Raw genomic sequence first — 25955 nt, forward strand, 5'->3', positions numbered from 1 at the left:
AACGCCCGAGCGAATCTCGCCCGGGCGTTTTGAGGGCGGTGCAGCTTACTTAAGGTGCGGCAACCCGCCCTTGATGTTTCACAGACTTAGATCTTGCCGACCAGGTCCAGGGACGGAGCCAGAGTAGCCTCGCCTTCTTTCCACTTGGCTGGGCAGACTTCGCCTGGGTGAGCAGCGACGTACTGAGCGGCCTTGATTTTGCGCAGCAGCTCGGAGGCGTCACGGCCAACACCGCCGTCGTTCAGTTCAACGATCTTGATCTGACCTTCCGGGTTGATCACGAAGGTGCCGCGGTCTGCCAGGCCAGCTTCTTCGATCAGTACGTCGAAGTTGCGCGAGATGGTCAGGGTTGGGTCGCCGATCATGGTGTACTGGATTTTGCCGATGGCTGGCGAAGTGTTGTGCCAGGCAGCGTGGGCAAAGTGGGTGTCGGTGGACACGCTGTAGATTTCGACGCCCAGTTTCTGGAATTCGGCGTAGTTGTCAGCCAGGTCTTCCAGTTCGGTTGGGCAAACGAAGGTGAAGTCGGCTGGGTAGAAGAAGACTACGGACCATTTGCCTTTCAGGTCAGCGTCCGACACGTCTACGAAGTTGCCGTTTTTGTAGGCGGTCGCTTTGAACGGTTTTACTTGGCTGTTGATGATAGGCATCGGTGACTCTCCGTCAGTGGTTGAAAAGTTGATGAGATGAATCCTACTCACTCTTTCCGTCGGTGGCTCATTGGCAAACCTGATGCTGACGATTGGTTTTCCCTATCAGGTATCTGTATTAATAGAAGAAATCTCAAAGCAGCGGTGGAGTCGCCAAGGTCATGCCCAAAAAGGGTGTCGCTTCAACATAGCGCATGGCGGATTTCATGTCGCTCCAGCCGACGTAACTCATCAGCGACTTGATGTCCCAGCCACTGCGATGGGCCCAGGTGGCGAAACCGCGGCGCAGCGAGTGACTGGTGTATTGATCAGCCGGAATGCCCGCGCGCTCCAGAGCCTGGCGCAGCAGCGGGATCACGCTGTTGGGGTGCAGCCCCTCCTCGCCCAGGTTGCCCCAGCGATCAATCCCCCGAAACACCGGCCCCCGCACCAGGGCCGAGGCACTTAGCCAGTCGCTGTAGGCCTGCACCGGGCACAAGCGCAGCAGCGCCGGCGTCTGGTAGGTTTTGCCGAGGTTGTCGCGGTCACTTTTGCTGCGCGGCAGGTACAGGCTGATGCCGGCGCCGGGCACCGCTTGCACGTGTTCGATGCTCAGGCGACATAACTCGTCGCTGCGAAAGCCGCGCCAGAAGCCCAGCAGGATCAACGCAGTGTCGCGCTTGGCGCGCAGCAAGCGCGGCTGATCCCGCGCTTCAATGGCCTGCCTGGCTTCAACCTCAAGTGATGCCACCACCTGTTCAAGGTGCTTGAGCTGCAAAGGTTCGGCCTGTTTCTCCCGTGCCGGGTGCACCGCCCGAATGCCCTTGAGCACCTTGCGCACCACCGGCGCCTTGGTCGGGTCCGGGAAACCCTGGCTGGTGTGCCACTGCGCAAGCGCCGAGAGCCGCAGCTTCAAGGTGTTGACCGCCAGCACCCCGGCATGGGCCACCAGGTAGCGCGCCACGCTGTCGCTGGTGGCTGGCAGGAACCCGCCCCAACTCACTTCGAAATGCTCGATGGCTGCGCGATAGCTGCGCCGCGTGTTGTCGCGGGTGGCGGCGTTGAGGTAACGGTCCAGGTCGCTCATGAAAGGCCTATTCGTACTGCTGGCGGGTGTATTAACGGTTAAAACGGCTCTGACACGGGATAATACGCCAATATCCCATCTGTTAAATCATGAATTTAAACGGGTTTTTATTCGTGATAAAGTATGTATCTACATACCATGTACCACAGTACTAAATCGACGGAGACTTCATGGCGCGCGGCGGCATAAACAAAGCAGTGGTTCAAACGGCACGCCTGGCGATCCTGGCCCGTGGCGAAAACCCGAGCATCGACGCGGTGCGCATCGAGATGGGCAATACCGGCTCGAAAACCACGATTCATCGCTATTTGAAGGAACTCGATGACAGCGAAACCCGGCTGACCATCACCCAGGCGCCCATCGACGATGAACTGGGCGAGTTGGTAGCACGGCTGGCTCAACGCCTTAAAGACAAGGCCCAGGAGCCGATTGACGCGGCACTGGCGCAGTTCGAACAGCAAAAAGCCTCCCTGCTCGCCCAGGTGCAAACGCTTGAAGAAGCCCACGGCCAGCTCAAGCAGCAATTGGATATCCAGGCCGCCGCACTGGCCGAAGAAAGCGCCGCCTTGCAGACCGCCAGCACCAGCCTGCAAACCGAACAAACTCGCAATGCGGGGCTCAGCCAGGCGTGCAGCGATTACGAGTTGCGCATGAATGACAAGGACGAGCAGATTCGCTCGCTGGAAGACAAACACTTGCACGCCCGCGACGCGCTTGAGCACTACCGCAATGCGGTGAAGGAGCAACGCGAGCAAGAGCAACGGCGCCATGAAGGTCAGCTGCAGCAGGTGCAGGCCGAGCTGCGCCAGGCGCAACAAAGCGCCATGGTGCGCCAGGATGAGATCACCCAGCTGCATCGCGATAATGAGCGGCTACTGATCGAGCACCGCGTGACCAGCAAGGAACTGACCGCCCTGCAGGAGCAATCACGCAAGGAACAGGCGCAGCAGCAAACACTCAGCGAACAGCTGGGCCGCATGGAAAGCGAACGCACCCTGCTTCAGGAGCGCTTGCGGGTTGCGGTAGAGGAAAGTCAAGCGCGCCAGGCAGCGCTGAGTGAGCAACAGCAGGTGAGCAAAACCCTGGAACTGGACCTGATCAAGGCCCAGGCCAGTATCGAGGCATTGCGCCTGGCGGCCGTCGTTGCAACGCCGCCAGAGGCAACCGCCGACGCCTGATCAGCCCGCTACAGGCGTGCGCATGGTGACGAACTCTTCCGCCGCCGTAGGGTGCACGCCGATGGTTTCATCGAAATGCTGCTTGGTCGCGCCCGCCTTGAGCGCGATCGCCAGGCCCTGGACGATCTCACCCGCATCCGGCCCGACCATGTGGCAGCCCAGGACCTTGTCGGTGTCGGCGTCGACCACCAGCTTCATCAGGGTTTTTTCCTGGCAATCGGTCAACGTCAGCTTCATCGGCCGGAAGCGGCTTTCGAAGATTTGCACGTTATGGCCGTTCTTCTTTGCCTCTTCCTCACTCAGGCCCACGGTGCCGATATTCGGCAGACTGAACACCGCGGTCGGGATCATCGCGTAATCGACCGGACGGTATTGCTCGGGCTTGAACAGGCGACGAGCAACCGCCATGCCTTCGGCCAGCGCGACGGGCGTCAATTGCACGCGCCCGATCACATCGCCGATGGCCAGGATCGAGGCTTCGGCGGTCTGGTACAGGTCGTCGACTTCGACAAAGCCACGCTCATCCAATTTGACGCCGGTGTTTTCCAGCCCCAGGTTGTCGAGCATCGGGCGGCGGCCGGTGGCGTAGAACACGCAATCGGCTTCGAGCACGCGGCCGTCTTTTAGGGTGGCCTTGAGGCTGCCGTCAGCCTGTTTGTCGATGCGCTCGATATCGGCATTGAATTGCAGGTCGAGGCCGCGCTTGGTCAGCTCTTCCTTCAGGTGCGTGCGCACTGCGCCGTCAAACCCGCGCAGAAACAGGTCGCCGCGATACAGCAAGGTTGTGCGCGCGCCCAAGCCATGGAAGATGCCCGCAAACTCGACGGCAATGTAGCCGCCGCCCACTACCAGCACGCGCTTGGGCAGCTCTTTGAGGAAGAACGCCTCGTTGGAGCCTATGGCGTGCTCACGGCCCGGGATTTCCGGGATCTGCGGCCAGCCGCCCGTCGCGATCAGGATGTGCCTGGCCGTAAAGCGCTCGCCATTGATCTCCACCTGGTGCGGATCAACCAAACGCGCATGCCCTTCGTGCAGGGTCACGCCACTGTTAACCAGCAGGTTGCGGTAGATGCCATTGAGGCGGTTGATTTCACGGTCTTTGTTGGCGATCAGGGTCGCCCAGTCAAAGTTCGCTTCACCCAACGACCAGCCGAAACCGCTGGCCTGCTCAAAGTCTTCGGCGAAATGCGCGCCGTACACCAGCAGTTTTTTCGGCACGCAGCCAACGTTCACGCAGGTACCGCCCAAGTAACGGCTTTCAGCTACCGCCACTTTAGCGCCAAAGCCTGCGGCAAAGCGCGCCGCGCGAACACCGCCGGAACCGGCGCCAATTACATACAGATCAAAATCGTAGGCCATTTCACTCTCCTCGGCAGGGCACCAGCATACCGACTTACATGGGGCTGAAAAACGAAAAAGCCACCCGAAGGTGGCTTTTTGGGCGGGCTACCGTGAATCAGTAAGCCTTACCGGTCTTGTAGAAGTGCTCGTAGCAGAAGTTGGTGGCCTCAATGTAGCCTTCAGCGCCACCGCAGTCGAAGCGACGGCCTTTGAATTTGTAGGCGATCACGCAGCCATCTTTGGCTTGCTTGAGCAGGGCGTCAGTGATTTGAATCTCGCCGCCTTTGCCTGGCTCGGTTTCTTCGATCAGCTTGAAGATGTCCGGCGTCAGGATGTAACGACCGATAATCGCCAGGTTCGACGGCGCATCTTCCGGCGCTGGTTTTTCAACCATGTCACGCACGCGAATCAGGCCATCACCAATATCGTCGCCGGCGATCACGCCGTACTTGTTGGTTTCCTGAGGGTCGACCTCTTGAACAGCAACGATGGTGCAGCGGTATTTCTGGTACAGCTTGACCATCTGGGTCAGTACGCCGTCGCCTTCCAGGTTGACGCACAGGTCATCAGCCAGCACCACGGCGAACGGTTCGTCACCGATCAGCGGGCGGCCAGTGAGGATGGCGTGGCCAAGGCCTTTCATCTGGGTTTGACGGGTGTAGGAGAACGAGCACTCGTCGAGCAGTTTACGGATGCCGACCAGGTATTTTTCCTTGTCGGTGCCCTTGATCTGGTTTTCCAGCTCGTAGCTGATATCGAAGTGGTCTTCCAGCGCGCGCTTACCGCGGCCGGTAACAATGGAAATTTCGTTCAAGCCGGCATCCAGTGCCTCTTCGACGCCGTACTGAATCAGTGGCTTGTTCACCACCGGCAGCATCTCTTTGGGCATGGCTTTGGTCGCTGGCAAGAAGCGAGTGCCGTAACCGGCTGCTGGGAACAAGCATTTCTTGATCATATAAGTCCTTACAAAGGGCTGTGCGTACGGAATTCGGCGCAGTCTAATCAGGCCGCAGTCACCTTACAATGGGTCCTGCTGGCGTTGCGATGTCAACATAGAGAAAAAATGTGCGCGTAAGTTCCGCTGATCCTACGAAGAGCATTCACTCAGGGCGCGACATAACCAGCCATCGCCCCTTTGCTTACGAGCGCCTCAATGGTTTTAGCACGCTTTTCGCGGCAGGGCACTGACCTGCAACAACTTGCGCGCCTCGGGGCCAATTGGCGCTATCATTACTGGCTTGAACCAGACTACGAGATTGATAGATGTCAGAACCAAAAGGCGTAAACGGCTACCTGATCACCAAGCGTGCGGACGGCTGGCACCTGATCAACTTCCACGGCGACAGCGTCGCCGGGGTATTCGCGAGCGAAAGCATGGCCGTTGCGGTGGCTGAAGTGTTTGTGGACGAAGCCGGCCACGCATCGAGCAAGCGCCCCAAGGACAAAAAGTAAGCGTCATTGCTTGCGCACAAAGCCCCGGTCAACGGGGCTTTTTTGTGTTTGTCTGTACCTTGATGGCCGTTCGCTATAATCTTGCTACGAACGCCCCACGACAGTGTCTGCGCCCCTCCTACACCCTCGACGACGACCCAACACATGAACAAGATTCTGGCACTGACTGCGGCACTGGCGCTGATGACCGGCTGCACCACCACGTCCGACACCTACCTGAAAAACGGCGAGCAAGGCCTGACCATCGACTGCTCGGGCGAGGCCAATTCATGGGCCAGTTGCTACGAAAAAGCTGACGCTTCGTGTGCGGGCACCGGTTACCGCATCGTCGGCACCGAAGGTACGCCGGCACTCAAGGAGAGCGACAAGACCCTGGGCAAAGACGTAGGCAACTTCAAGAGCCGCAGCGTCGTCGTGGTGTGCAAGTAATACTGCGTACTACAGATGAACCTCGGCGAACTTGAGCCCCAGGCCACGCAAGGTCTCGATCAGGTCATCCAGGCGCGGGAATGACTCAACCTCATCCTGATCGTCGACCAGAAAGTAACTGCGGCCGCCGCTCTTCTTGAAAAATACGATCCACTCGCCCAGGTCGGCGGGGTTCTGGATAACATGGGTGGCCGATATTTGGCCTTCGGCATGTCGGGCTTTGACGTGTTCTCGTTTCATGACGGGCTTTCCAGGAAGGACTAATGCCGCGCAAACTCAAAGTTTGAGCGGCATCTTTGCATTGAATGGCCGACAGTTTAACGGATGCCCTGCCCGATCAGCACTCCCTCTACAAGCGACAACACCCGAATAAACGCAAAAAAAAGCCTGACGCTGCAACCGCAGGGTCAGGCTTTTTTATCGGGTTCAGTACGCGGATAAACCAAAGGCTCAGCCGGAGATGCAATCCTCCCCGGCTTTCTTGATGTCGCCTGGGCGAATCGGCACATTTGACATGCTTTCATAGAGCTTGATACTGCTGCCGCTGGAGCGCTCTTCGATCTCGAAGATCGCCGATGGGTCGGCCGAGAATTTCTGCGGAACAATCACCTGTACACCGTCCTTATGCGGCTCAATCTGCGGCGGCCGACGCGTCGCCTCCAGTTTTCGGACCACACAGGCAGCATATTCAGGCGGTTTTTTGCCTGAAATAACCACCAGGGTTGGCGGGGTCTGCTTGATATCTGCAACCGAAGCACATCCACCTAACGCCAAGGCCAGAACCAACACACTCCACTTCATACTTAAACCTCCGATAAAGACCCTACGACCGCGAAGAGAGGAAATTTCTCCCGCCCATGTGGGATTTATCTCTGAAAACTTGGGAAATAACTGTTTTAAATTGTCGAAGTCGTCGACGACGACCCGATAATAATCGCGTCAGGGCTGATAAACTCTATCTTAACCTACGTATCATTCTGATTTTTCAGAAAAAGCCCTTCTGGAGACACCCCCATGAAATTCATCCACCAGCGCGAGCACCTCAACGAGGGCGACATCGTTGTCATCGAATGCTCGCAGACCTGCAACATTCGCCTGATGAGCGATGCCAATTTCCGCAGTTTCAAGAACGGTGGCCGCCACACTTACCACGGCGGCGCGTTCGACAAATTCCCGGCAAAAATCACCGCACCCAGCACCGGGTTCTGGAACATTACCCTGGATGTGGTCACGCGCCGCGCCATCAGCGTGACCCGCAAACCTGCGTTGTCCCACAAGATTCGCATTGTTCGCCGCACCAGCACCAAACTGAGCTGAGCCGAACCCTCGACAGGAAAACCGCTGTGACTAAATACGTTATGAAGTACAAGCTCAATGGCGAACGTCGCTTTGAATTCGCCCTGCTGCAATCGGGAAGCGTTGAAGAAGCCAAAGAAGCCCTGGCAAAAATCCACGATGCCACCGATGAAATCACCGACATCACCGTGAGCAAGGCCCTGTAACCCATGCCAGGCCCGACGGCTGATCTGTTCGCTGAGGATGCCTTGCAGCAACCGGCGAGGCGCGAGCAGATTGGCGAAGAGTCCTACGTACTCAGGGGCTTCGCCCTGCCATGGATTGAACGCCTGCTGCCTGAACTGCGACGGGTGTTGGCCCAATCGCCGTTTCGACAAATGGTCACACCCGGCGGCTTCACCATGTCGGCCGCACTCAGCAGTTGCGGCACATTGGGTTGGACCACCGACAGCACCGGCTACCGCTACAGCCCGATTGACCCCCGCAATCAGCAGCCCTGGCCGGCTATGCCCGAAACGTTGCGTGAACTGGCCACGCTTGCCGCAGCCGAAGCTGGCTTCAGCGCATTTGCCCCGGATGCCTGCCTGATCAACCGCTATGTGCCGGGCGCCAAGATGTCCCTGCATCAGGATAAAAACGAACGCGCCTATAGCGCCCCTGTGGTTTCAGTCTCTCTGGGCCTGCCGGCGATCTTCCTGTTTGGCGGCCATGAGCGCAGCAGCAAAACTCAAAAAGTTTCACTGTTCCACGGCGACGTGGTGGTCTGGGGCGGCGTTGATCGCTTGCGTTTTCATGGGGTGATGCCGATTAAAGAGGGCGTGCATCCAGTCATGGGCCCGCAGCGCATCAACCTGACCTTTCGCACCGCTGGCTAATTTGACCGCAAGCTTCAGAGTGCCGGCCATCTGCAACGCGGTTAATCTGGCCGTGATCCGTCAAGAGTGCAGGCCATGACCACCGAACAAGACCCCCGCTGGGCCGCCATCGTCGCCCGTGATGCCAAGGCTGACGCCGTGTTTGTCTACGGCGTTAAAACCACCGGCGTGTATTGCCGCCCCAGCAGCGCCTCGCGATTGCCACGCCCGGAGAACATCGAATTCTTCGACACCCCTGCCCAGGCTGAAGCGGCGGGTTATCGCCCAAGCAAACGAGCGGCCGGCGACCAGACTCAATTGGCGGCCCTCCACGCCCAACGGGTGGCCGAGGCGTGCCGGCAGATCGAGCAGGCCGAAACCGCGCCCAGCCTGGAAGCACTCGCCAGTGGCGCCGGGCTGAGTTCATTCCATTTTCATCGCATATTCAAAGCGGTGACCGGCCTGACGCCCAAGGGATATGCCAGTGCCCTGCGTTCGCGCAAAGTTCGCCACGGCCTCAAGGGCGGGCATTCAGTGACCGATGCGTTGTATGACGCGGGCTTTAATTCCAACAGCCGCTTTTATGAATCAGCCAACCGACTGCTCGGCATGAAGCCCAGCGACTACAAAGCCGGCGGCACCAACAGCACGATTTTGTTTGCCGTGGGCCAATGTTCACTTGGGGCGATTCTGGTGGCGCAAAGCCAACGCGGCGTGTGTGCGATTTTATTGGGCGATGACCCGGACACCTTACTGCGCGACTTGCAAGACCAGTTCCCCAAAGCCGAACTGGTCGGCGCAGATCATGAGTTCGAACAATTGATCGCCCAGGTCGTGGGTTTTATCGAAGCCCCTGCCCTGGGGTTGAATTTACCCCTGGACCTGCGCGGCACCGCCTTTCAGGAACGGGTGTGGCAGGCACTGCGCGACATCCCGGTGGGCAGCACCGCCAGCTACGCGCAGATTGCTGTGCAGATCGGCGCGCCCAAATCGTTTCGCGCGGTGGCCCAGGCCTGTGGCGCCAACAGCCTGGCGGTGGCGATTCCCTGCCACCGCGTGGTGCGCAGTGACGGCGCGTTGTCGGGCTACCGCTGGGGCGTAGAGCGCAAGCGGCAACTGCTGGAGCGCGAACAGTCGGTGAAACGCTAGCGAACACCGATACACACCAGCGCCACATCGTCAGCCTGATACATTTCGAATGTCAGTCACAAAGACAGCCTCACGCTGTACCCGGCGTTCCAGGCGTTTTTTCAAGGCCACGCAGGCGACAACGCGAACTCCGGGCGCATCCATGCGGTGTTGGGGCACGCCATCGACGCATGGCAGCGCACGAAATTACCCCCTCGTCCAGTGAATAAAACAGACTGGCCGGGTGCCAATGGCCCTGTTAAAACAGCGCAAAGTCTTATTCACGCTGGAGACGCATCCCATGAGCACCTGGCCAGACACCCGAATTCTCGACCTGCTGGGCATCGACGTGCCTATCATCCAGGCCCCGATGGCCGGCGCCACCACCACAGCGATGGTCATCGCCGCCAATCAAGCCGGCGCCTTGGGCTCGATGCCCGCCGCAGCGCTGAGCATCGAGCAACTGCGCGACGCCTTGAACACCATTCGCCAGGCCAGCGCGAGCCCGATCAACGTCAATTTCTTCTGCCATCAACCGCCAGCAGCTGATAACGCGCGTGACCACCGTTGGAAAACGTTGCTGGAGCCCTACTACCGCGAGCTGGGCGCTGATTTTGATGCACCAACACCGGTGTCCAACCGTGCGCCGTTCGACGAAGCCGCCTGCAAAGTCGTCGAAGAATTTCGCCCCGAGGTGGTGAGTTTTCACTTTGGGCTACCGGAAAAAGCCTTGCTCGACCGGGTAAAAGCCACCGGCGCCAAGGTGCTGTCCTCGGCCACCACCGTTGAAGAAGCCATTTGGCTCGAACAGCATGGCTGCGATGCAATCATCGCGATGGGCATTGAAGCCGGTGGGCACCGAGGGATTTTCCTCAGTGACGACCTCGACACCCAAATCGGCTTGATGGCGCTGGTGCCACAAATTGTCGACGCGGTGAAGGTGCCGGTGATCGCCGCAGGCGGCGTTGGCGATGCACGTGGCATCGTCGCGGCATTGGCCCTGGGTGCCTCGGCGGTGCAAATCGGCACTGCGTACCTGTTTACTCCCGAAGCCAACGTCAGCGGGTCACACCACTATGCCTTGCGCCATGCCCAGGCCAGCGAAACCGCGCTGACCAACCTGTTCACCGGCCGCCCGGCGCGCGGCATCGTCAACCGGGTGATGCGCGAACTCGGTGCGATCAACCCGTCTGCCCCCGCATTCCCCACTGCCGGCGGCGCCTTGATGCCGCTCAAGGCCAAGGATGAAGCCGGCTTCAGCAACCTGTGGGCAGGCCAGGCGCTGCGTCTGGGTAGAGATATTTCTACGTATGACTTGACCCGCCAGTTGGCCGAACAGGTGCTGGCCAAGCTCAAGCGCCACTGACACTTGGGGCAACTTTGCACTGTACCGGCAATGGCCAACCGCTATATATTCCCATACATAGCGGTAAAGCCTTCTACCTATAACAAGCCGTACAACCCCCAAGGAGCTGCTTCATGACGATCCGCGCCTCACGCCTGGCCCCTACTGCCCTGGCCACCCTGATTGCCGCTTTTACTTTTGGCTCAGCCCACGCCGATGAAGTCCAGGTGGCTGTCGCCGCCAACTTCACCGCGCCGATCCAGGTGATTGCTGCCGATTTCGAAAAAGACACCGGCCACAAACTGGTCGCCGCCTACGGCGCTACCGGCCAGTTCTATACCCAGATCAAGAATGGCGCGCCGTTCGAAGTGTTCCTCAGTGCCGATGACACCACCCCGCAAAAACTTGAAACCGAAGGCGACACGGTCAAAGGTTCACGCTTCACTTACGCGGTCGGCACCCTGGCGCTGTGGTCGGCCAAAGAAGGTTACGTGGATGCCAAAGGCGAGGTGCTGAAGAAAAACGACTTCAAACACCTGTCCATCGCCAACCCGAAAGCGGCGCCTTATGGCCTGGCGGCCACTCAAGTGCTGGCTAAAGAAGGCCTCACCGAGAAGGTCAAGGACAAGCTGGTCGAAGGCCAGAACATCACCCAGGCGTATCAGTTCGTGTCCACCGGCAACGCCGAGCTGGGCTTTGTGGCGCTGTCGCAGATCTACAAGGACGGCAAGGTCACCAGCGGTTCGGCGTGGATCGTGCCGGCGGCCATGCACGACCCGATCAAACAAGACGCGGTCATCCTCAACAAAGGCAAGGACAGCGCTGCCGCCAAAGCCTTGGTTGAATACCTCAAGGGGCCAAAAGCCGCTGCGGTGATCAAGTCCTACGGTTACGAGCTGGCTAACTGAATATGCCGCTGTCGAGTGCCGATTTTTCCGCCATCTGGTTGACCATTAAACTGGCGTCACTGACGACTGTGATCCTGCTGATCATCGGCACTCCGATCGCCCTGTGGCTGTCGCGCACCCACTCCTGGTGGCGCGGCCCCATAGGCGCGATTGTCGCGTTGCCGTTGGTGTTGCCACCGACGGTCATCGGCTTTTACCTGTTGTTGACCATGGGTCCCAACGGCTACTTCGGCCAGTTGACCCAATGGCTGGGCCTGAGCACCCTGACCTTTAGCTTCGCCGGGCTGGTGATCGGCTCGGTGATCTATTCCATGCCGTTTGTGGTGCAGCCGTTGCAAAATGCCTTCTCCGCCATCGGCACGCGCCCATTGGAAGTGGCGGCGACGCTGCGTGCCAACCCATGGGACACGTTTTTCACGGTGATCCTGCCCCTGGCCCGCCCCGGCTTTATCACCGCCTCGATTCTTGGCTTTGCCCACACCGTCGGTGAGTTCGGCGTGGTGCTGATGATCGGCGGCAATATCCCCAACAAAACCCGCGTGGTCTCAGTGCAGATCTACGACCACGTCGAAGCCATGGAATATGCCCAGGCGCACTGGCTGGCCGGCTCCATGGTGGTGTTCGCTTTTCTCGTATTGCTGGCGCTCTATTCCAGCCGTAAAACCAAGATGGGCTGGAGCTGACCGCCATGATTGATGTACGCCTGAACGTGAAGTACCCAGGCTTCGCCCTGGACGTGGACCTGCACCTGCCCGGCCGTGGCGTGACCGCGCTGTACGGGCATTCCGGCTCCGGCAAGACCACATGCCTGCGCTGTATCGCCGGGCTTGAGCGCGCTAAAGACGGGTTTATCCAGGTCAACGAAGAGGTCTGGCAAGACAGCCGTAACGGCGTGTTTGTGCCGCCGCATAAGCGCGCACTGGGGTATGTGTTCCAGGAAGCGAGTCTGTTTCCCCACCTGTCGGTGCGTGCCAACCTGGAGTTCGGCCTCAAGCGTATTGCCCGCCCGCTTCGCCGTGTGGACATGGCCCAGGCCGCCGAACTGCTGGGCATCGGCCACTTGCTTGAACGCCACCCGCAGCACTTGTCCGGCGGCGAACGCCAGCGCGTCGGCATCGCCCGCGCATTGCTCACCAGCCCGCAGTTGTTGTTGATGGATGAGCCGCTCGCGGCCCTGGACAGCAAGCGCAAAAGCGAGATCCTGCCCTACCTCGAACGCCTGCACGATGAGTTGGATATTCCGGTGCTGTACGTCAGCCATGCCCAGGATGAAGTGGCGCGCCTGGCCGATCACATCGTGCTATTAAGCGACGGCAAGGCGCTGGCCAGCGGCCCCATCGGCGAAACCCTGGCTCGCCTGGACTTGCCGATGGCGCTCGGCGATGACGCCGGCGTGGTCATCAATGGCAGCGTGATTGCCTACGATGAACACTATCAACTGCTCACCCTGCAATTGCCCGACAGCCCGTTGCAAATGCGCGTGGCTCACGCACCGCTGGCGTTGGGCAAACCGTTGCGGGTCAAGGTGCAAGCACGCGACGTCAGCCTCAGCCTGCACGCCGAAGAAGCCAGCAGCATCCTCAACCGCTTGCCGGTGACGGTCACCCAGGAAATAGCGGCGGACAACAGCGCCCACGTGCTGGTGCGCCTGGATGCCGGCGGTACGCCACTGCTGGCGAGGATTACCCGATTTTCCCGCGACCAACTGCACCTGCATCCGGGCCAGGTGTTGTGGGCGCAAATCAAGGCGGTGGCGGTACTGGCGTAAGTATTTGGCACGCGCGCAAAACCCTGTGGTCAATCAGGTATACCGGCCTGATCTGTTGCCAAGGAACTTGCACCATGCCCGACTCTGCGCTGCCTGCCGACCTGCCCCGCGACCTGCATTATGTTGACGACACCCAACCCGGCATCCGCCGTAAAAAACTGCGCGGCACGTTTCAGTATGTCGACCCCAAAGGCCAGCGCATCACCGATGCCGATGAAATCAAGCGCCTGAATGCGTTGGCCGTACCACCGGCCTACACCGACGTGTGGATCTGCGCCGACCCGCGCGGCCACCTGCAAGCCACCGGCCGTGATGCGCGGGGCCGCAAGCAGTACCGCTATCACAGCCGCTGGCGCGAAGTGCGCGACACCGATAAATACTCGCGCCTGCAAGAGTTCGGCAAGGCCTTGCCCAAATTACGCAAACAATTGGAAGCGCAAATCGCCGCGCCTGGGTTCACCCGTGAAAAAGTCCTGGCCACCGTGGTGATGCTGCTGGACGCCACATTGATCCGCGTCGGCAACACCCAATATGCCCGCGACAACAAATCCTACGGGCTGACCACCCTGCGCAACCGCCATGTGGACATCAAGGGCAGCGAAATCCAGTTCCAGTTTCGCGGCAAGAGTGGCGTCGAGCACCAGGTCAGCGTCAAGGACCGGCGCCTGGCCACGGTGGTCAAGCGTTGCCTTGAACTCCCGGGCCAGAATCTGTTTCAGTACCTGGACGAAGACGGCGAGCGCCACACCGTCAGTTCCCACGACGTGAATGCCTATTTGCACAGCCTCACCGGCGCCGATTTTACCGCCAAGGACTACCGTACCTGGGCCGGCACGGCGATGGCCCTGGCGGTGTTGCGCGAATTGGAATGGCAGCCCGAATCCGATGCCAAGCGGCATGTGGTGGCGATGGTCAAGGATGTTGCCAAGCAGTTGGGCAATACGCCAGCAGTGTGCCGCAAATGCTATATCCACCCGGCGGTGTTGGAGCATTTCAGCCTGGGCGAGCTGTCCAAGCTGCCCAAGCCACGGATGCGCAAAGGCCTTAAAGCCGAAGAAGTCGCGCTGGCGATGTTCCTGGAGCAATTGGCCGCCGACTTGCCCAAGCACGCCTAGCTGAGTTAGCCTGCGGGTCCCTTCTGACTCACGGGATGAGCGCCGACGTGAACAACTAAGCCTTCCGAAATGTATTTGCAACGAGCCGCCTGGCGCGCTTGTTGGCCTGTTCGACATTTTTTTGGAGGTGCTGATGACTGACGTCAAACGCCTGCCCGTATTGGTTTCCCTGCAACACGTGTCGTTCCAGTTCGCCAATGGCGAAACCTTGCTGGACGACCTCACCCTGTCCATTGATTACACACCCACCGGGATTGTCGGCCGTAATGGTCGCGGCAAAAGTATCCTGGCGCGCTTGCTGGCCGGCGTACTTGCGCCCTCTTGCGGGACGCTCGATGGCAAGGCCCGCGTAGCCTACGTCGCACAGAGCCTGACGCTGCAACCGGGAGCAAGCCTTGCGCAGATCACCGGTACTGCCCAGGCATTGGCCGCGCTTGAGCGCATGGCCCGAGGCGAGGCCTGGGCCGGTGACCTTGAGCTGATTGACGATCGCTGGGACCTTGCCGAACGCTTGCGTGCCGCACTTGATGACGCGGGTTTACACGCACTCGGTTTTGAAGCCCCAGCCACTCAACTGAGTGGCGGCCAACTGGCCAGGGTTGTCGTAATCGGTGCGCTATTGGCCGCGCCGGATCTGCTGGTACTGGATGAGCCCACCAACCACCTCGACAGCCATGGGCGCGAGTGGCTGCTGCGGGTTTTGAGCAACTGGCGCGGCGGCTTGGTGGTGGTCAGCCATGATCGACAGCTGCTCAATACCCTGGCGCGTATCGTCGAACTGTCGCCCCTTGGCATGCGTGTGTATGGCGGCAATTACGCTGCCTATCGCCAGCAGCGCGATACCGAACAACACGCTGCCGCCATGGCACTTGAGCATGCTCGCCTGCAACGCAGCCGCGAGCGCAAGCGCCTGCAAAAGGATCACGACAGCCTGCAACGCAATGCCGCACGCTCACGCAAGCATGCCGAAACCGCCAACGTTGATCGCTTTACCAAAGCCCGCTGGAAAGGCGCCGCCACGGAAATCGTCAGCACGGTGCGCAGCGCTCACCACGCCTATAAAAATGAGCTGGATGGGCAGGTGCGCCAAGCCTATGCGCGTGTCGTCGATGAAACCCCCACGTTGCTCGCCCTGCCCGGCTCGGCCTTGCCCAACGGCCGCCACGTACTCACCCTGGAAAATGCCCAACTGCCGTGGCTCGACCCACACCAGCCAGCCACTTACCTGACGCTCAACTTGAACGGCCCGGTACGCGTGGCCGTGCGTGGGCCAAACGGTTGCGGCAAGTCCACGCTGCTCAAGCTGCTGGCCGGCCAATGGCAAGCGGTCAGCGGCGCCTGCACGGTGTCGATACCCGCCGCGTATATCGATCAGCACCTGGCGCTGCTGATGGATGAGCGCTCCATCGTCGAACAACTCAACCTGCTCGACACGCCCCTGGCCGAAGCCGAGCTGCGCACGCGCCTGGCCTTGTTGCAACTGGACGCCCTGCGCGTCACCCAACCCACCGGCCAACTGAGCGGTGGCGAACGCTTGAAAGCCGCCATGGCGATCGCCTTGTGGCGCGATGCCCCGGCGCAACTGCTATTGCTGGACGAGCCCACCAACCATCTGGACCTGGAATCGGTACTGGCCTTTGAACAGGCGCTGCGCGGGTTTAGCGGGGCCATTGTTGCGGTGTCCCATGACGAGGCGTTCATTAACGCGATCCGGCCGACCCACCACTTGATCTGGCAGCACACCGGCTGGCGACTGGAAAGTGCCTGAGGTCATTGCATGCACCGCCAAAGCGTCCTACGGTAGTGGCCGAATAATCTCACCGCGGAGCCCGATCCTATGTTGCCTTCGTCCCAAAGGCTTTATGCCAATGCAGCGCTTGCCCATCGCCAACGCTGGCGCGGGCGGGTCGGATTGATGCTGGTGGCCAGCCTGTCGGTGCTGGCGGGCATGACCGATGCGATTGGCTTTATGGCCAGCGGGGATTTTGTTTCATTCATGAGCGGCAACACCACGCGCCTGGCGGTGGCAATCAGCGCCGGTGACCTGGGCCTGACCGGGCGCCTGCTGTTGCTGGTGGCGGTATTTGTGCTGGGCAACGCCTTGGGGGTGGTGGTCAGCCGCTTCAGCCGCCGGCATGCGCTGCCTTTGCTGCTGTGCATCGCCGCCTTGTTGTGCGGCGCGGCGCTGTGGCCCTTCGACGATACGTTGCCGGCGCTGCTGGCGGCGATCCTGGCCATGGGCATGCTCAATGCGGCCGTGGAAGAGGTCAACGGGTTGCCGGTGGGCCTGACCTATGTGACCGGCGCGCTCTCACGTTTTGGTCGCGGGTTGGGGCGCTGGATACTGGGGGAGCGGCGTAACGGTTGGAGGGTGCAACTGGTGCCGTGGGTCGGCATGTTCGTGGGCGCCGTGATCGGCGCGGTGCTGGAGCACCAGCTCGGGCTCAAGGCGCTGCTGGTGAGTGGCGCATTGGCCGCCGTGCTGGGGCTGGTGTCACTGAAAATCCCCCGGCGCTGGCACTTGGGCTACATGCCGCGATAGGAAGGAAACGAGGCCCGCTCGACGATCAGGCCTCGACGTCCGTGTACTGGTAAAGAGCCATCGCGTCGAGCGAGCGGGAGGAATAATAAGCCAATGTCCGGCGGCTGTCCCGCCGGGCATTTCCGAAAAATGCTAAGGAGACAGCCTACAGACAGGTGGCCAGTGCGGCCAACCGCCGCTTGGCCGGCATCGTGTCCTGGGCGGCATAGTATTTGACGCTGGAGCCGCCACCGGCTACGCGCACATCGGCAAAGTAGTCACCGCCCGTGGTGTAGACGGTAAAACCGCCTGTTTCGAGCGGCTCTTTGAAACCACCGGCATCCACGCCGAACACGGCCTCGTCCTGCCAGCCGAACTGGATGCATTGGGCAACCACCAATGTGGCCTTGTCCGACGCAAGGGTCTTGTAGGGCTGGCCGCTGCGCGCGTCCTTCATCTTCGAGCCCGCACAGCCAGACAGTGCGGCCACTGTCAATGCGCCAATTACCAGCTTTCGCATGCCATCGCTTCCTTGAAAAAAATGCGACTCTACCACTCTCCGGTGATTGTCTGATGCGTGCATGAATTTTGTTTCACTGTAAAAGGGGCGCCTGGCACCTATAGTCGGCAGGCTCATTTTTAAGAAGTATCCCTTCTGCCCGCTCTCCCGCGGGCTTTTTTTTGCCTGGTTATTTTTAGTGATTTGGGGGGACGATTTCAGATCAAGATCAAAAACGCAGATCAAAAGACCGCTGACTTCGCCGGCGAAAAGGATGCAAGGGCCAGATCAACAGCAACAGCAGAGCCAGCTCCCACAGTTTTAACCGCGTTCTGTCAGTGCGTGCCGGGGTTAGCGCGCAAGTGCGCTACCTTTTGTTCCAGGCCTTTCCACGCCGGCGCATTCGGCGCAAATTGCCCGCGCAGGTAGTCGACCAGATCCGCCACCTGGCCATTCGACAGGCTGTCCTTGAAGCCCGGCATATACCCCAAGTCCCGGGTCGCCGGGCTGCTGATACCTTGCAAAATCACCTTGATCAAATTATCCGGCTGGTCGCTGAACACATTGGTATTGGTCGCCAATGACGGGCTCACCCCGAACAGCTTCGGCCCCAGGCCATCGGCATGACAGGCTTTGCATGAGCCTTCGAATACACGTCGGCCATTGGGGTTGGGCAGCGGCGCCGTCGCCACCGTTTGCACCTCGGCAGTGGCCTCGCCATTAAGTGACGCCAGGTACACCGCCATCGCACGAATATCGGCCTTGGGCAGCTTTGACAACTCACTCACCACCGGCCCCATCGGGCCCGCCGCCACGCCATGGGCATCGGAATAGCCAGTGCTCAGGTAGTTGAACAACTGGTCCTCGGTCCACGGCGTCGGTGCCTTGGACAAGCCCGTCAATGCGGGCGCCTCCCAGCCATCGACCATGCCCCCGGCCAGAAAGGATTTGCCGCCCTTCTGCGCACCCATCAGGTTGCGCGGCGAGTGGCACGCGGCGCAGTGCCCGAGGCCATTGACCAAGTAATTGCCGCGATTCCATTGCTCGCTGCGCTCAGGCTGCGGGGTGATTTCACCACGCCGCAGATTCAGTGCATTCCAGCCGGCCATCAATGGTCGGATATTGAACGGAAAGCGCATGGCATTCGGCGTCGGCGCCTGGCTGACCGGCGCCTGGGACATCAGGTAGGCATACAACGCCTGCAGGTCGGCATCATTGATATTGCGAAACGCCGTGTAGGGAAACGCCGGGTACAGGTTGCGTCCGTCACGGCCAATGCCGTCACGCATCGCCCGCTCGAATGCCGGGTAGGACCAGGCGCCGATGCCGGTTTTCACGTCCGGGGTGATATTGCTGCTGTACAGCGTGCCGAACGGCGTTTGCATCGCCAGGCCGCCGGCATTGGTCGCGCCATCCGGCGCGGTATGGCACACCGCGCAATCGCCGACAGCCGCCAGCAAGCGCCCGCGTTCCAGGGTGGCCTTGGACCAGGTGCCCGCGCCGGGCGGCGCAATCGGTGCGATTTCAGGGTGAAACGGCCAAGCGGTGGCCAGCACTGCGCCCAAGGTGGCAAACAGCGCACCGAACCACCACTTCCTGCGTTTTTCCGGCGACTTGGCAGGTTCGCCAAGGCTGCCTGCATTCAGCGCCGCCAATACCCGTTCGGGCGTTATCGGCAGCTCGCGAAAACGAATGCCGGTGGCGTCATAGATCGCATTGGCAATCGCCGCCGCACTCGGCACCGAAGCCGACTCGCCGGCGCCCATGGGCGGCTGGTCCTGGCGCGGCATCATCAGCACGTCGATCCTGGGCACTTCGGGGAAGGTCAAGATCGGGTAGCCGCCCCACTCCTTGCTCGCCACCGTCGACTCCTCAAAGGTCACCCGCTCCTTGAGCACACGGCTGGTGGACTGGATCACATTGCCGTGGATCTGATGCTGCACGCCCGCCGGGTTGATCATCATCCCCGAGTCATGGCCGATCACCACCCGCGTCACCGACACATCACCGGTGTGCTTGTCGATCGCCACGTCCGCCACCCACGCCGCCCACGCCGCGCCGAAACCGGGGAATTTGCTGTGGATATAGCGCGCATAGGCAAAACCGCGACCGCGTAACAGGTGGTCCTCGTTGGCGGTTTGCATCGGCGCCGTGCGCGGTGACCAGTTGGCACGTTCGGCGGTGGATTTGACCAGCTCGATGGCGCGCTCGTCCTTGAGGTAACGCAGGCGGTATTCCACCGGGTCGACGCCCGCGGCAAACGCGAGTTCGTCGATGTAGGATTCATGCGCAAAGGTGTTGGGCAACGCCGATACGCCGCGCATCCACGAGGCGCGCACGATGGGTGCCATGTCGTTGATGGTCACGCGCATATTATCGATGGCGTAGGGCGGGATCGAGGTGCGGTCGCCCATCTCGAACATCGCCGCCACCGGCTCCACCCGGCCGGTGAGCAACAGCGCCAGGGTCGGCGCGCCGTTGGACGGGTAGCTGGTTTCAAAGTCATAGGCGGCAATGCTGCCGTCGGCATTGAGCCCGCCGTCAACATCCATCAACTGCGCGGTGCCCTTGGGTTCCCACAGGTGTTCCTGTTCGCGGGTCAGTTGCACGCGCACCGGCTTGCCCACCGCGCGCGACAGCAGCAAGGCATCGGCGCACACATCGTCCGCACAGTTGCGCCCGTAACAGCCGGCGGCTTCCATGCGGATCACGTCGATCAGCGCTTCGTCGCATTCCAGCAACCACGCAAGGTCTGCGCGCAGCAGGTGCGGGTTCTGGCTGCCCGACCACACGCGGCTGCCGGTTGCTTGATAGTCCGCCACGCCGCACGAAGGCCCGATCGAACCATGCATCTGGTACGGCCACAAATAGCTGCGCGGCATGCGCTGGCTGGCGCCCGCCAAGGCTTCGTCGACGTTGCCCTGATCGAGCACCGTGCGGCGTACCCGTGGGTTGTCGCGGATGGCCTGCTCGACATCGCTCATGTCCGGCAAGGCGTTGTTCCACGGTTTCCAGTGCACCTGGAGTTCGTGGGCGGCCTTGATCGCCTGTTCTTCGCGCATCGCCACTACACCGACAAAATCGCGAATCACCACCACCGCGACAATGCCGGGGATATGCGCGATGGATGCTTCATCCACACTCAACAAACTGTTGCCGACAAACTCACCGCAGTCGAACCCCGCATACGGCGGGCGTACCACGCGACCATGGAGCATGTCCGGCACGCGCATGTCGTGCACATAGGTCAACTCGCCGGTCGCCTTGCCGGGAATATCCACGCGCGCGGCGCCCTTGCCGACCAGGCGGTAATCCGCAACAGGTTTTAACGGCGCGTCACCGCTGATGCGCAACTGGTCATGTTGGCCGCTGACCAACTCTGCGTAGGTCGTGGTGCGCCCGTCGGCAGCGTGGACAACCCCGGCTTCAACCTTGAGGCTGCCCGTGCTCACGCCCCAGCGTCCCGCTGCGCGCGCGAGCAAAAAGCGCCGTGCTTCGGCGGCCGCGTTGCGCAGCGGGATCGCCGAAATCTGCAAGGTCGCGCTGGCGATGGTTGCACCCTGGTTGGGCGCACGCTCGGTATCGCCCAGAACCATCTTGACCTGCTCCATGCTCAGGTCCAGCTCTTCGGCCACAATCTGCGCCAGCGACGTGCGAATGCCGGTGCCCAGGTCCACATGGCCGTTAAAGGCATACACCAGGCCGTCATCGTTTACCGCAATGAACAACCCCAGTTCCTTGGGTTTCACGGTCGGTGTGCCGCCCTTGGCCACCGGGCCTGAAGGTGGCAGTACATCATCGACAATCAATAAGACGCCCGACTTGGCCAGCCATTGGTCACGGGAAATATCAGTCATGGTCGGCCTTCCACGCTCAAGAGGTGCGCTGCACGCAGTACGGCGCGCAGGATTTCGATATGGGTGCCGCAGCGGCACAGGTTGCCCGACAACTCATTGCGCACCTGGGCTTCGCTGGGGTTGGGGTTGCGGTCGAGCAACGCCTTGGCAGTCATGATCATGCCGTTGAGGCAATAACCGCATTGTGCCGCCTGCTCCTCGATAAAGGCTTGCTGCACGGGGTGCGGCGCCTGGCGTGTGCCGAGCCCTTCAAGGGTGACAATCTCGCGCCCGGTTGCACCCGCCAGCGGAAACACGCACGAGCGCGCCGCCACACCATCGATGATCACGGTGCACGCACCGCACTCGCCCAGGCCGCAGCCGTACTTGGGGCCGTTAAGCTGCAAGTCATTGCGCAACACCAGCAGCAGCGGCGTATCCGCCATCGCACTGACTTCGCGGATGTGGCCGTTGACCTTGAGGGCAACGGTGATGGGTGGGCTGATCATTCGCTTCGCCTGTATCAGTTGATGAAGCAATCACTACACGAAACAGCCAAAAAAAAGCGCCGCGGAGTTGGGGCCTCGCGACACACTTGGCACGTGAAGTGACTACTACATGAACTCAGAGCAAAAACGATGCCAGCGCCGGTTTATTCCTGCGGGTCGTCGATCATCTTGCGCAGCAGAAACAGCACCGCCACGCGCTCGGCGGGGTTGAGGTTGCTCATGGTCAGCTCGCTGATCTGCGCGGCGCGCGGCGCGGTTTGCGCGACCAGTTCGGCGCCGGCTGGCGACAGGTCAACCACCACCTTGCGCTTGTCCTGGGGGTCTGGTTCCAGGGTAATCAGCGCCTTGGCCTTGAGCCGCTCGACGATACCGCGAATGGTCGCCTGGTCGACGGCCGTGGCCTTGACCAGTTCGGTGAGGGAACTTGCACCGTGATCGCGCAGCGCACACAGGGTGACGAACTGCACGGCGGTGAGTTGTGAGTCGCCGACATTCTGCTGAAAAATCGCCAGGTGGCGCTGGTAGGCCTTGCGCAGCAGGTGGCCAACTTGTTCAGAGAAAACGTAGGAATCAGGCACGGCGTGGCTCGGTGGGTGATTAGCGATGGTGGGCATGATGGCGGGGATAGTGAACGGACTCAAGCCTCAAACTAAAGGAGCACGCTCAAACTGTGGGAGCTGGCTTGCCTGCGATAGCGCCGGATCAGCCAGCCGTGATGTGCCTGCCAAACCGCTATCGCAGGCAAGCCAGCTCCCACACTTGAACACTCAGCGTGCCAGGGAGGCTTGCGGTGCAACGACATCGCCGCCGATCACCACCGCCTCATCATTCAGGTACACATCACAATTACGCAGCGGAATATCCATATGGCATGGCGTCTTGCGTGTGCCGCCCACTTCGGTATTCGGCCCGGTGGAGAACAGGAAGTTGCCGTAGAACGCCCGCGCATCCATGCACATGCCATCGTTTTTGTCGTGCAAGCCCATGGCCGTCCACTGCGCCTTTGGCTGCAAGCCCCAGCCGATATGAGAGATGCCATACACCTCCGGGTCATTGAAATACTTCATGTAATCGCGCAGGTACTCGGCCTCGAAACCGCCGTGGATCTTGGTGATAAAGCCCTTCTCGATCTCGAGGGTGATCTTCTCGCGGGTGTAGGTCTTGAACGGCAGCAGGATGTCACCGATATCCAGCACCAGCACACCTTCGGCGGTTTCTTCGTTGGGCCAGGAGAACAGGAAACCACTCGGCCAGTGGTCCCAGCGCCCAGGCTCGTCGGCAAAACCGTACTCGGTGACCGACGGGTATTGGCCCAGCGCTGCACGGAAATCACTGCCTGCGCGGGATTTGACGTGGATCGAGCGCGCCTTCTTCAGCAACTGCTCGGCCGCCAGCACACGCACCTTGTCGGCTTCGGTGGGCAGCATGCGCGCCAGCACTTCCGGCGGTTCCACCGCCAGCAGGATACGCGTGCCGGTCTTGAGGATCTGCTCCTGCTCCGGCGAGTGCAGCAGCATCATGGTGTCGACGATCAGGTCGGCGGCCTCCAACGCGCGCTGGGCAGCGATATTGCCGGTGAGTGCGGTGTCGCCGCAGTAGGCGGTCATGTCGTTGCCCATCGCTTTGGGATGGTTGAACGACGGCAGTTCCACCGCATACACCTTGGCCCCCAGGCGCTGCGCCGCGTCCATCGCAGCACGCACAGTGCGCGGGTCCGAGTAATGGCTCTTGAGCACGGCGACGCTCTGGGTCGGGTCGACCTTCGAGAGTTTCAACACGTGTTCAAACATCTGGGTCAGTTCGCAATCGCTTACCGGCATTTTCCTGTCTCCTGTGGGGCTGCACCAAGTTCAAGCACCGCGCTTCACTCCAGTGCATTTTTATAGTGTATACGCCAATTAATACCGATAAGACCCGAATTGAAGACGAACTGCAAGTAGCACACCAAAACGTTACCAAACCACACAAACACTACAGATAAAGGAAAAAACCCGTTACACAGGATAAATACGGCCAAAAAATAAAATTATGAACGTAGGCTTCCCATTTCAAAAAATGAGCGTATACACTTTAAAAACCTTGCGGACAGATGCCGCCAAAAATCAAAAAGAGAGAGGTTCACGCCCCATGGGAAGCACACAAAAAATCGCCATCGTCGGTGCCGGCCTGGGCGGCGCGGCGGCGGCCACACTGCTGCAGCAAGCCGGTTTCGATGTCGATATCTATGAACAGGCACCGGAGTTTTCCCGCTTGGGTGCAGGCATCCACATGGGGCCTAACATCATGAAAATCTTCCGCCGCATGGGCATCGAAAAACAGCTGGACCTGATGGGCTCGCACCCCGAGCACTGGTTCAGCCGTTGCGGCGAAAGCGGTGACTACCTCTCGCGTATTCCACTCACCGGCTACGGCGCTTCCTACATCACCGTGCACCGTGGCGACTTGCATGCACTGCAGATGTCGACCCTCAAACCTGGCACCCTGCACTTCAACAAGCGCCTGGAAAACCTCGAAGAAACCGATACCCAAGTGCGCCTGACCTTTGCCGACGGCGAAGTGACCTACGCCGATATCGTGATCGGCGCCGACGGCATCAACTCCAGGATCCGTGAAGAGCTGCTCGGCGTGGAAAAACCGCTGTACAGCGGCTGGGTCGCGCACCGTGCGCTGATCCGTGGCGACCAGTTGGCCAAGTACGACTTGAAGTTCGAAGACTGCATCAAGTGGTGGACCGAGGACCGCCACATGATGGTCTACTACACCACCGGCAAGCGTGACGAGTACTACTACGTGACCGGCGTGCCCCATGCCGAATGGGACTTCCAGGGCGCGTTTGTCGACAGCAGCCGCGAAGAGATGTTTGACGCCTTCAAAGGCTACCACCCCACCGTGCAGGCGCTGATCGAGTCCACCGAAAGCGTGACCAAATGGCCGCTGCGCAACCGTAACCCGTTGCCGCTGTGGAGCCGTGGCCGCCTGGTGTTGCTGGGTGACGCCTGCCACCCGATGAAACCGCATATGGCCCAGGGTGCCGGCATGGCCATCGAAGACGCGGCCATGCTCACCCGCTGCTTGCAGGAAACCGGTATCAGCGACTACCGCACCGCCTTCCAGCTCTACGAAGCCAACCGCAAGGAACGTGCGTCCCGCGTACAAGCGGTGTCCAATGCCAACACCTGGCTGCGCACCCAGGAAGACCCGGCCTGGGTCTACGGTTATGACCTGTACGCCCAGGAACTGAAATCGGGGGTGGCCGCGTGAGTACCTTCCTGTATGGCGCCAATGTGCAAGCCAATGGTATTCGCCAGCACTACCTGCGCTACGGCGGCAAAGGCCCGGCGCTGATTTTGATCCCGGGCATCACCAGCCCGGCGATTACCTGGGGTTTTGTGGCTGAGCGCCTTGGCACCCGGTTCGACACTTACGTGCTGGATGTGCGCGGGCGCGGCTTGTCGTCCACAGGGCCGCAATTGGACTACAGCGCAGACACCTGCGCCGAGGACATTGGCGCGTTTGCCGATGCGCTTGGGCTGGACAGCTACGACCTGGTTGGCCATTCCATGGGCGCGCGGTTTGCCGTGCACAGCGCGGTCATGCACCCCCAGGGTGTAAACCGCGTGGTGCTGATCGACCCGCCAGTATCCGGCCCCGGCCGGCGTGAATACCCGAGCAAGCTGCCATGGTACGTCGACTCGATCCGCCAATCGCGGGTCGGCATGGACGCTGACGCGATGCGCGCCTTCTGCGCCACCTGGACCGTCGAGCAACTGCAGCTGCGCGCCGAATGGCTGCACACCTGTTATGAGCCCGCCATCGTGCGTGCTTTCGATGACTTCCACACGGTCGACTTCCACCAGCACCTGCCCAAGCTCAAGGCCCCTGCCCTGTTGATGGTGGCCGGGCGCGGCGGCGTGATCCTGGATGAAGACATCGCCGAAATCCAGGACCTGCAGCCCGCTATCCAGGTCGCCCGTGTACCGAACGCCGGGCACATGATTCCGTGGGATGACCTTGAAGGCTTTTTTGCCGCCCTCGACGGCTTCCTCACACAAGAATAAGG

At 60.6% G+C, this 25955-nt stretch carries 27 protein-coding genes; 16 read left to right on the forward strand and 11 right to left on the reverse strand.

The annotated features are described in order from the left end of the window. Nucleotides 1–86: 86 nt before the first annotated feature. Nucleotides 87–650, reverse strand: coding sequence for an alkyl hydroperoxide reductase subunit C (ahpC, locus tag AB4P96_RS17780; RefSeq protein ID WP_010210361.1), 564 nt, complete (start codon nt 648–650; stop codon nt 87–89). Nucleotides 651–783: 133 nt separating this feature from the next. Further along, complete coding sequence (locus tag AB4P96_RS17785) at nt 784–1716, reverse strand: site-specific integrase (RefSeq protein WP_186616962.1); 933 nt, start codon at nt 1714–1716, stop codon at nt 784–786. 170 nt (nt 1717–1886) lie between these two features. On the opposite strand from AB4P96_RS17785, the gene AB4P96_RS17790 reads away from it, so the two are divergent. Then, on the forward strand, nt 1887–2894 hold the full coding sequence (locus AB4P96_RS17790) for a DNA-binding protein (RefSeq protein WP_395599874.1): 1008 nt from the start codon (nt 1887–1889) through the stop codon (nt 2892–2894). On the opposite strand, the gene gorA is transcribed toward AB4P96_RS17790, so the two are convergent. Together gorA and galU are read right to left on the reverse strand one after the other, a co-directional pair. Then, on the reverse strand, nt 2895–4253 hold the full coding sequence (gene gorA, locus AB4P96_RS17795) for a glutathione-disulfide reductase (protein ID WP_170038358.1): 1359 nt from the start codon (nt 4251–4253) through the stop codon (nt 2895–2897). A 97-nt stretch (nt 4254–4350) separates the two neighbouring features. After that, on the reverse strand, nt 4351–5190 hold the full coding sequence (gene galU / locus AB4P96_RS17800; protein ID WP_003212579.1) for a UTP--glucose-1-phosphate uridylyltransferase GalU: 840 nt from the start codon (nt 5188–5190) through the stop codon (nt 4351–4353). A 308-nt stretch (nt 5191–5498) separates the two neighbouring features. On the opposite strand from galU, the gene AB4P96_RS17805 reads away from it, so the two are divergent. Continuing rightward, entirely contained in the window at nt 5499–5687 is a 189-nt protein-coding gene (locus AB4P96_RS17805; protein WP_017135493.1) for a hypothetical protein, read from the forward strand. A 144-nt stretch (nt 5688–5831) separates the two neighbouring features. Continuing rightward, the gene (locus tag AB4P96_RS17810) at nt 5832–6116 is read left to right on the forward strand and encodes a hypothetical protein (RefSeq protein WP_017135492.1); all 285 of its coding nucleotides are present in this window, start codon (nt 5832–5834) and stop codon (nt 6114–6116) included. Nucleotides 6117–6125: 9 nt separating this feature from the next. On the opposite strand, the gene AB4P96_RS17815 is transcribed toward AB4P96_RS17810, so the two are convergent. Both AB4P96_RS17815 and AB4P96_RS17820 read right to left on the reverse strand, forming a co-directional pair. Further along, complete coding sequence (locus AB4P96_RS17815) at nt 6126–6356, reverse strand: hypothetical protein (RefSeq protein WP_017135491.1); 231 nt, start codon at nt 6354–6356, stop codon at nt 6126–6128. Between the two features lie 210 nt (nt 6357–6566). Beyond that, nucleotides 6567–6917: a hypothetical protein gene (locus tag AB4P96_RS17820; RefSeq protein WP_065929976.1), complete on the reverse strand. Its 351-nt coding sequence runs from the start codon at nt 6915–6917 to the stop codon at nt 6567–6569. 213 nt (nt 6918–7130) lie between these two features. On the opposite strand from AB4P96_RS17820, the gene AB4P96_RS17825 reads away from it, so the two are divergent. The 11 genes from AB4P96_RS17825 (at nt 7131) to AB4P96_RS17875 (ending at nt 17072) form a co-directional block, all read left to right on the forward strand. Beyond that, nucleotides 7131–7433, forward strand: coding sequence for a DUF1883 domain-containing protein (locus AB4P96_RS17825; RefSeq protein WP_003173824.1), 303 nt, complete (start codon nt 7131–7133; stop codon nt 7431–7433). 26 nt (nt 7434–7459) lie between these two features. Further along, entirely contained in the window at nt 7460–7618 is a 159-nt protein-coding gene (locus AB4P96_RS17830) for a hypothetical protein (RefSeq protein ID WP_017135489.1), read from the forward strand. 3 nt (nt 7619–7621) lie between these two features. Beyond that, on the forward strand, nt 7622–8287 hold the full coding sequence (gene alkB / locus AB4P96_RS17835; RefSeq protein WP_395599875.1) for a DNA oxidative demethylase AlkB: 666 nt from the start codon (nt 7622–7624) through the stop codon (nt 8285–8287). 75 nt (nt 8288–8362) lie between these two features. Continuing rightward, nucleotides 8363–9415, forward strand: a complete 1053-nt coding sequence (gene ada / locus AB4P96_RS17840; RefSeq protein ID WP_395599876.1) for a bifunctional DNA-binding transcriptional regulator/O6-methylguanine-DNA methyltransferase Ada — start codon at nt 8363–8365, stop codon at nt 9413–9415. Nucleotides 9416–9695: 280 nt separating this feature from the next. After that, on the forward strand, nt 9696–10760 hold the full coding sequence (locus tag AB4P96_RS17845; protein WP_236459011.1) for a nitronate monooxygenase family protein: 1065 nt from the start codon (nt 9696–9698) through the stop codon (nt 10758–10760). A gap of 113 nt (nt 10761–10873) precedes the next feature. Continuing rightward, a complete protein-coding gene (modA, locus tag AB4P96_RS17850; protein WP_099549869.1) occupies nt 10874–11647 on the forward strand; it encodes a molybdate ABC transporter substrate-binding protein in 774 nt (257 codons plus the stop codon). Beyond that, nucleotides 11644–12330: a molybdate ABC transporter permease subunit gene (gene modB, locus AB4P96_RS17855; protein ID WP_178075651.1), complete on the forward strand. Its 687-nt coding sequence runs from the start codon at nt 11644–11646 to the stop codon at nt 12328–12330. The genes modA and modB overlap by 4 nt, the downstream gene beginning before the upstream one ends. A gap of 5 nt (nt 12331–12335) precedes the next feature. Beyond that, nucleotides 12336–13415 carry a molybdenum ABC transporter ATP-binding protein gene (modC, locus tag AB4P96_RS17860; protein ID WP_236447506.1) on the forward strand — a complete coding sequence of 360 codons (1080 nt, stop codon included), beginning with the start codon at nt 12336–12338 and terminating at the stop codon, nt 13413–13415. A gap of 74 nt (nt 13416–13489) precedes the next feature. Continuing rightward, a complete protein-coding gene (locus AB4P96_RS17865) occupies nt 13490–14530 on the forward strand; it encodes a DNA topoisomerase IB (protein WP_099549872.1) in 1041 nt (346 codons plus the stop codon). 133 nt (nt 14531–14663) lie between these two features. Further along, nucleotides 14664–16298: an ABC-F family ATP-binding cassette domain-containing protein gene (locus tag AB4P96_RS17870; RefSeq protein WP_395599877.1), complete on the forward strand. Its 1635-nt coding sequence runs from the start codon at nt 14664–14666 to the stop codon at nt 16296–16298. A 69-nt stretch (nt 16299–16367) separates the two neighbouring features. Next, nucleotides 16368–17072 carry a YoaK family protein gene (locus AB4P96_RS17875; protein ID WP_099549874.1) on the forward strand — a complete coding sequence of 235 codons (705 nt, stop codon included), beginning with the start codon at nt 16368–16370 and terminating at the stop codon, nt 17070–17072. A gap of 145 nt (nt 17073–17217) precedes the next feature. On the opposite strand, the gene AB4P96_RS17880 is transcribed toward AB4P96_RS17875, so the two are convergent. The 5 genes from AB4P96_RS17880 to AB4P96_RS17900 form a co-directional block, all read right to left on the reverse strand. Beyond that, on the reverse strand, nt 17218–17571 hold the full coding sequence (locus AB4P96_RS17880; RefSeq protein WP_017135479.1) for a hypothetical protein: 354 nt from the start codon (nt 17569–17571) through the stop codon (nt 17218–17220). A gap of 314 nt (nt 17572–17885) precedes the next feature. Beyond that, nucleotides 17886–21407 carry a molybdopterin cofactor-binding domain-containing protein gene (locus AB4P96_RS17885; protein WP_395599878.1) on the reverse strand — a complete coding sequence of 1174 codons (3522 nt, stop codon included), beginning with the start codon at nt 21405–21407 and terminating at the stop codon, nt 17886–17888. After that, nucleotides 21404–21895, reverse strand: coding sequence for a (2Fe-2S)-binding protein (locus AB4P96_RS17890; protein WP_017135477.1), 492 nt, complete (start codon nt 21893–21895; stop codon nt 21404–21406). Before AB4P96_RS17890 ends, AB4P96_RS17885 begins: the two co-directional genes overlap by 4 nt. Before the next feature lie 143 nt (nt 21896–22038). Continuing rightward, nucleotides 22039–22473 carry a MarR family winged helix-turn-helix transcriptional regulator gene (locus AB4P96_RS17895; protein WP_026013564.1) on the reverse strand — a complete coding sequence of 145 codons (435 nt, stop codon included), beginning with the start codon at nt 22471–22473 and terminating at the stop codon, nt 22039–22041. A 189-nt stretch (nt 22474–22662) separates the two neighbouring features. Then, nucleotides 22663–23715 (reverse strand): 2,5-dihydroxypyridine 5,6-dioxygenase, encoded by a 1053-nt coding sequence (locus tag AB4P96_RS17900; RefSeq protein ID WP_395599879.1) that lies wholly within the window; start codon nt 23713–23715, stop codon nt 22663–22665. 307 nt (nt 23716–24022) lie between these two features. Between AB4P96_RS17900 and AB4P96_RS17905 the strand changes: the two genes are divergently transcribed. Both AB4P96_RS17905 and AB4P96_RS17910 read left to right on the forward strand, forming a co-directional pair. Continuing rightward, entirely contained in the window at nt 24023–25156 is a 1134-nt protein-coding gene (locus AB4P96_RS17905; protein ID WP_017135474.1) for an FAD-dependent monooxygenase, read from the forward strand. Continuing rightward, nucleotides 25153–25953 (forward strand): alpha/beta fold hydrolase, encoded by an 801-nt coding sequence (locus tag AB4P96_RS17910; protein ID WP_395599880.1) that lies wholly within the window; start codon nt 25153–25155, stop codon nt 25951–25953. Before AB4P96_RS17905 ends, AB4P96_RS17910 begins: the two co-directional genes overlap by 4 nt. Nucleotides 25954–25955 lie beyond the last annotated feature (2 nt).

Source organism: Pseudomonas sp. B19125 (genome assembly GCF_044218855.1).
GTDB classification, from domain to species: domain Bacteria; phylum Pseudomonadota; class Gammaproteobacteria; order Pseudomonadales; family Pseudomonadaceae; genus Aquipseudomonas; species Aquipseudomonas edaphica.

Excerpts from the sequence above, each read along its gene's own strand:
- AB4P96_RS17815 (WP_017135491.1), bottom strand. The coding sequence starts at position 6,356 with ATGAAACGAGAACACGTCAAAGCCCGACATGCCGAAGGCCAAATATCG.
- AB4P96_RS17865 (WP_099549872.1), top strand. The coding sequence starts at position 13,490 with ATGCCCGACTCTGCGCTGCCTGCCGACCTGCCCCGCGACCTGCATTAT.
- AB4P96_RS17900 (WP_395599879.1), bottom strand. The coding sequence starts at position 23,715 with ATGCCGGTAAGCGATTGCGAACTGACCCAGATGTTTGAACACGTGTTG.
- alkB (WP_395599875.1), top strand. The coding sequence starts at position 7,622 with ATGCCAGGCCCGACGGCTGATCTGTTCGCTGAGGATGCCTTGCAGCAA.
- ada (WP_395599876.1), top strand. The coding sequence starts at position 8,363 with ATGACCACCGAACAAGACCCCCGCTGGGCCGCCATCGTCGCCCGTGAT.
- AB4P96_RS17785 (WP_186616962.1), bottom strand. The coding sequence starts at position 1,716 with ATGAGCGACCTGGACCGTTACCTCAACGCCGCCACCCGCGACAACACG.
- galU (WP_003212579.1), bottom strand. The coding sequence starts at position 5,190 with ATGATCAAGAAATGCTTGTTCCCAGCAGCCGGTTACGGCACTCGCTTC.
- AB4P96_RS17870 (WP_395599877.1), top strand. The coding sequence starts at position 14,664 with ATGACTGACGTCAAACGCCTGCCCGTATTGGTTTCCCTGCAACACGTG.
- AB4P96_RS17790 (WP_395599874.1), top strand. The coding sequence starts at position 1,887 with ATGGCGCGCGGCGGCATAAACAAAGCAGTGGTTCAAACGGCACGCCTG.
- AB4P96_RS17890 (WP_017135477.1), bottom strand. The coding sequence starts at position 21,895 with ATGATCAGCCCACCCATCACCGTTGCCCTCAAGGTCAACGGCCACATC.
- AB4P96_RS17805 (WP_017135493.1), top strand. The coding sequence starts at position 5,499 with ATGTCAGAACCAAAAGGCGTAAACGGCTACCTGATCACCAAGCGTGCG.
- AB4P96_RS17905 (WP_017135474.1), top strand. The coding sequence starts at position 24,023 with ATGGGAAGCACACAAAAAATCGCCATCGTCGGTGCCGGCCTGGGCGGC.
- modC (WP_236447506.1), top strand. The coding sequence starts at position 12,336 with ATGATTGATGTACGCCTGAACGTGAAGTACCCAGGCTTCGCCCTGGAC.
- modA (WP_099549869.1), top strand. The coding sequence starts at position 10,874 with ATGACGATCCGCGCCTCACGCCTGGCCCCTACTGCCCTGGCCACCCTG.
- AB4P96_RS17825 (WP_003173824.1), top strand. The coding sequence starts at position 7,131 with ATGAAATTCATCCACCAGCGCGAGCACCTCAACGAGGGCGACATCGTT.
- AB4P96_RS17875 (WP_099549874.1), top strand. The coding sequence starts at position 16,368 with ATGTTGCCTTCGTCCCAAAGGCTTTATGCCAATGCAGCGCTTGCCCAT.
- AB4P96_RS17885 (WP_395599878.1), bottom strand. The coding sequence starts at position 21,407 with ATGACTGATATTTCCCGTGACCAATGGCTGGCCAAGTCGGGCGTCTTA.
- ahpC (WP_010210361.1), bottom strand. The coding sequence starts at position 650 with ATGCCTATCATCAACAGCCAAGTAAAACCGTTCAAAGCGACCGCCTAC.
- AB4P96_RS17810 (WP_017135492.1), top strand. The coding sequence starts at position 5,832 with ATGAACAAGATTCTGGCACTGACTGCGGCACTGGCGCTGATGACCGGC.
- AB4P96_RS17880 (WP_017135479.1), bottom strand. The coding sequence starts at position 17,571 with ATGCGAAAGCTGGTAATTGGCGCATTGACAGTGGCCGCACTGTCTGGC.
- AB4P96_RS17845 (WP_236459011.1), top strand. The coding sequence starts at position 9,696 with ATGAGCACCTGGCCAGACACCCGAATTCTCGACCTGCTGGGCATCGAC.
- gorA (WP_170038358.1), bottom strand. The coding sequence starts at position 4,253 with ATGGCCTACGATTTTGATCTGTATGTAATTGGCGCCGGTTCCGGCGGT.
- AB4P96_RS17820 (WP_065929976.1), bottom strand. The coding sequence starts at position 6,917 with ATGAAGTGGAGTGTGTTGGTTCTGGCCTTGGCGTTAGGTGGATGTGCT.